Source organism: Herbaspirillum sp. B65 (assembly GCF_000333555.1).
Lineage (GTDB): Bacteria > Pseudomonadota > Gammaproteobacteria > Burkholderiales > Burkholderiaceae_D > Herbaspirillum > Herbaspirillum rubrisubalbicans.
In genome coordinates this window covers 1-1,919 of record NZ_BADI01001005.1, presented here as the reverse complement: position 1 = coordinate 1,919, position 1,919 = coordinate 1, and the positions used below count along the sequence as shown (strand labels likewise).

Sequence of the window (1,919 nt, the reverse complement as noted above, 5' to 3'; positions counted from 1 at the left end):
GAATGGTGTTGACCAGGTCCAGCGCCGAATCGATGGCAACCACTGCCGATGGCAGTTTTCCGGCAGCGACCAACTGACGGCTTGATATCCCCTGTGCCAGGAAGATGTCATTGCCTTCCTGCCCCCAGAGCAGATTGCCGGCGCCTAGCGCAAACAACACATCGTCATCGGCGCCGCCAAAGACGTTGCCAAGGACGCCCGCCACATAGAGCGTGTCCCGGCCCGCACCCGCTGAGATCTGGTTACCCGCCCCCAACGCGACGGCAATATCGTCACCGTCTCCGGTATCGATGGATTGGCCAAGCCCCGCCGCCAATAGGATGTCATTGCCTGCATTGCCTTCAATCTGATTGCCCAGACCTGCAGCGATGATCAGGTCGTTGCCACCGTTACCTTGCACTTTATTGGCTCCACCGACTGAAATGATCACATCGTTGCCGTTATCGCTGCCCGCGAAGTCGCCATACAAGGTGTTTTTCCACCCAGCGGCGACGATGACGTCATTGCCTTGACCACCATCCATTTGATTGGACATGCCGCAGGCGATAAGCCAATCATTCCCGCGCCCCCCTCTGACGTTGTTTTCCTGTCCCAGGACAAGGATGGTGTCATCCCCATCCCCTGTGGAGTCATCTGCTTTGCCGTTGATATTATTTTTCTGACCAACGATCAGCATCAGATCTTTTCCTTCGCCCCCATCCACCTCGTTGCTCTTGCCCAAGGCCACGACAACATCGTCGCCAGAGCCACCTTCGACTTTGTTGGTTTGTCCTAGAACAAACAAGATATCGTTACCCTCGTTGCCTTTGACTGCATTTTCTTTTCCCAAGGCCAGGATGACGTCGTTGCCCTTGCCGCCGCGCCAGGCATTTTTCTCACCCACCATCAGACCGGCATCATTGCCATCCCCCATGAACAACGCGTTGGTCTTGCCCATGACCAGCGCCAGATCGTCGCCATCACCGGTCATGACGCGATTGTCTTCGCCCCCGACCACTGCCACATCACCATCGCCCTGATTGAACCGATAGGCGGTATTCAGATTGGGCAGGCGCGACTGATAGTCGATCCCCGCTATCCTGGGCAACTGAAGACTGGGCAAGGCATAGTTCATGCCTTTGATCGTCAGGGACTGGGTGCCGCCGGTGTAATCAGCAAGATTGATGTTGTCGACCTTGAAGTCTGGCAACTTGAAATCAGGGAGGGTGACGCCATACAAATCCCGGCCGGAAAACAGCGTCGTGAACAAGCGGGTATAGCCGCTGAAATCGAAGCCATTGATTTGCAAGTTCGGCAGTTTGATGTCACCGAACGACAAGGTCGGCAGTGCGTATTGCACACTGCCGGCATTGCTGGTGGTTCCCGTCGCACTGGCCATATGAGCAGCGCTGTGGGCAGAACCTTGCGCCGAGAACAAATTGCCTGCGCCGAATACACCACCCGAAACATTGCTTTCACTCTTGGTGTTGGCACTGGCGTTGCCTTGCGCATTGGCCGTGCCGGATGCCACGACAGCGTTGACAGTAGCCTGGCTGCTGCCAGACACCTTTCCCGTCAAATCAGCCTGGTTGAAATTGAGGTCACCGCTGAGCTTGGGTTGCAGCGACAGTCGCCCGCCCAGCATCGTATTGCTTGCGCCAGCACTGGAATTGGGCAAGCCGGTGAGCGACTGGAAGGCTGACGAGAAGCCGCCAAACCAATCCGAACCCACATTGAAATCAGCAAAGAAATTAGGCTTGAACTGATCGATCTGAACGCCGACATCAGCAAGATTAGGGATACTGAAGGAAGGAATTGTGATACCAGGCAGTTGCAATTGCGGACTGCTCAGCATGGGAAAACTCAGGCTCGGCAAGCCATAGTCTCCCAGCACACCATACGCGTAGGCTGGCGCCGACCGCAGCGCCGGCATGACGAAT

General features: G+C 56.1%; 1 protein-coding gene. It reads right to left on the bottom strand.

Translation table 11 applies throughout. From position 1 onward, the window contains the following. On the bottom strand, positions 1 to 1,919 hold a 1,919-nt coding region (locus tag I5W_RS23785), incomplete at both ends, for a calcium-binding protein (RefSeq protein ID WP_044531106.1).